Annotated in this window: 3 protein-coding genes; all 3 read left to right on the top strand. The window is 73.2% G+C overall.

Translation table 11 applies throughout. From position 1 onward, the window contains the following. Window positions 1-610 (top strand): family 1 encapsulin nanocompartment shell protein (locus MXD58_RS28555; protein ID WP_250611273.1); only part of this gene is annotated, 610 nt, incomplete at its 5' end. 275 nt (window positions 611-885) lie between these two features. Next, window positions 886-1,071, top strand: coding sequence for a (2Fe-2S)-binding protein (locus MXD58_RS28550; protein WP_250611271.1), 186 nt, complete (start codon window positions 886-888; stop codon window positions 1,069-1,071). A gap of 80 nt (window positions 1,072-1,151) precedes the next feature. After that, on the top strand, window positions 1,152-2,417 hold the full coding sequence (locus MXD58_RS28545; protein WP_248840691.1) for an alpha/beta hydrolase family protein: 1,266 nt from the start codon (window positions 1,152-1,154) through the stop codon (window positions 2,415-2,417). The last annotated feature ends 215 nt before the right edge of the window (window positions 2,418-2,632 follow it).

Below are 2,632 nucleotides of genomic sequence, written 5' to 3'. Positions count from 1 at the left end.
GCGGCGCGTCCAGCCCGTCATCGAGCTGCGCGTCGACTTCACCCTCGACCGGGCCCAGCTCGCCGACGCCGACCGCGGCGCCGACGACATCGACCTCGACCCGCTGCAGGAGGCCGTCCGGCGCATCGCCGTCACCGAGAACTCGGTCGTCTTCCACGGCTACGCCGAGGCCGGTCTGGTTGGCATCACGGAGGCGACCTCGCACCCGGTGCTGACCCTGGAGGCCGGGACCGAGACCTACCCGCGCACCGTCGCCAAGGCTGTCGCCCTGCTGCGTCGCGCCGGTATCGCGGGACCGTACGCCCTGGCCCTCGAACCGGACGTCTACACCGCCGTGATCGAGACTGCCGAGCACGGCGGCTACCTGCTGCTCACGCACCTGCAGCACATCCTCGACGGCCCGGTCGTGCAGGCCCCCGGCGTCACCGGCGCGGTCGTGCTCAGCCTGCGCGGCGGCGACTTCGTGCTCGAGTCCGGCCAGGACCTCTCGATCGGGTACGCGTCGCACACGTCCGACACCATCGAGCTGTACCTGGAGGAGAGTTTCACCTTCCGCGTCGCCGAGCCGGACGCGGCGGTCGCCCTCGTCCCCGCCGGCCCCGCTGCCTAGCAGCCGACGTCACGACGTGCACGCCGGGGTCGGCCTACGAGAGCCGACCCCGGCTGGCCGGCCCGGCGGTGGCAGGCCGATCCGCGCCCGCCGACGGGCGATACGGCCGTCTTGCGCGTGACGCCCCCACGTGGCACCCTGTGTTTAGGGAAGCCTTAGCTAAACGTTCGGGCTGTGCTGGCCGGACGACTGGCAGGCGTCCCGGCGGGGTCGTCCATCTGCCGGCCAGCTCGTTCTCGCGGACGAGCTGACGGCCTCGGGCCTGGTGAGGTGCGGTGCTCGTCTGTTCCTGCTTCGCGGTGTCCGATCGCACGCTGCGCAAGGTCATCGGCGCCGGCGCCCACGATGTCGAGGAGATCGGCGACCACTGCGGAGCCGGCACCGGCTGCGGCGGCTGCGTCGAGGAGATCGAGGAACTCCTCGACGAGACCGTCCCGCACCGCGCCCAGCTCATCGCCTGATCGGCCCGTCCGCTGCCGGCCAGCTCTGACACGGGGCTGACCGCCAACTTCACTCGACTACTCTAAGTAGTGTTTCGAGCATGGTGGGTAGCGGTGAGTGGCGGGGGGTTGCGCGGCACGGCATCGCCGCGCCGCGGCGGTGGCGCTGGCTGGCCGCGATCGCGTGGGCGCTGATCATCGTGGGGATCGTGCGACCCCCGGCGGCCACGGCGACAGCCGGCCCCGCGGGGATGCGGCTGAAGGCGGCGGCGGCGGTCGGCGTCGGCTTGGCCGCGGATCCGCCGGTGCCCGGGCCGTGGGCGGTCGGCTACCGGACGGTGCGGATCGGCGATCCACGCCGTCCCGGCCGGGAGCTGGTCACGTCGCTCTGGTATCCGGCGGTCGGGTCGGGCCAGCAGGCCGGTGGGGCCGCCGGTGGAGCCTGTCCCGAGGTGGCCGGCGGTGACCGCGGCCGGGCGGGGCAGCCGGCCTTCTACCCGTTGATCGGGGAGGCGGGATTCGACTCGAATGTCGCGGTCACCGACGCGCCGCCCGCGCCCGGGCCGTTCCCCCTGGTCGTGTTCTCCCATGGCAGTGCCGGCAGCCGGGTGCAGGCGGCCTACCTGATGGAGGCACTGGCCAACGACGGTTACGTCGTCGCCGCGCCCGACCATCCCGGCGACACGATGCTCGACGTGGCGGCCGGGCACACCAAGGAGCAGCTCGCGATGGCGGCGGACCGGTCCCGGGACATCTCGGCGGTGATCGACGCGCTGACGGACGCCACGTGCTCCTCGGCGCCGTTGATCCGCCCCGACCAGATCGCCGTGGTCGGCTACTCCTATGGCGGACTCACCGCCATTCTGTCCAGCATCGGCCTGTCGCCGGCACCGGCGGACCCGCGCGTGCGGGTGTCGGTGGGCATCGCGGCGACGACCGCGCCCTTGCCGCGGGCGATGCTCGCCCAGATCCCGGTGCCCACCCTGCTGCTCGGAGGCGGCCGCGATCCGATTGTCACGCTGGGCGACAACGCCGACCGTGCCTTCACCGACCTCACGGCGTCGCATCCGCGCCTCGTCGTCGCCGTGGCCGACGCGACGCACAACACCTTCACCGAGATCTGCCGGCAGGCCGGTCTGCCGGGCACCGCCAGCGTTCCCGCCGGCCTGCGCCTGTGGATCGCCCTGACCGCGGCGACGACCTGCCATCCGCCGCTGCTCCCGCCCGCCCAGGCGCAGCTGGTCGCGGATCGCGCGGTCGTGTCGTTCCTCGACTGGCAGCTGCGGGCGGACACGGCCAGCGGGCTCTACCTGGCCGGTGCAGGCCCGGCAATCGGCCCCGGGGTGACGGTGCGCCTGCAGCCGTGACGCCCTCGACCCAGCGACGTTCGACTACTTTAAGTATTGTCTCAGCCGTGCTGGGTAGCGCTTCGTGGCGGCGGGTCACGCGTCACGGCATCGTCAGGTCGCGGCGATGGCGCTGGTGGATGACCGCCGTGCTTCCCCTGGTTGTCGTGGCGCTCGTGCGGCCCTCGGCGGGCACGGCGGCGGCGCGCCCCACGGGGACGGACGGGGCGATGCCG

This window comes from Frankia sp. AgKG'84/4, from assembly GCF_023242965.2.
Lineage (GTDB): Bacteria > Actinomycetota > Actinomycetes > Frankiales > Frankiaceae > Frankia.
The sequence above is the reverse complement of the archived record's forward strand: the minus strand, read 5'-3'. Positions and strand labels throughout refer to the sequence as shown.

Bases quoted from the DNA above. Each gene is read 5' to 3' on its own strand.
- MXD58_RS28545 (WP_248840691.1), top strand. From the start codon at position 1,152: ATGGTGGGTAGCGGTGAGTGGCGGGGGGTTGCGCGGCACGGCATCGCC.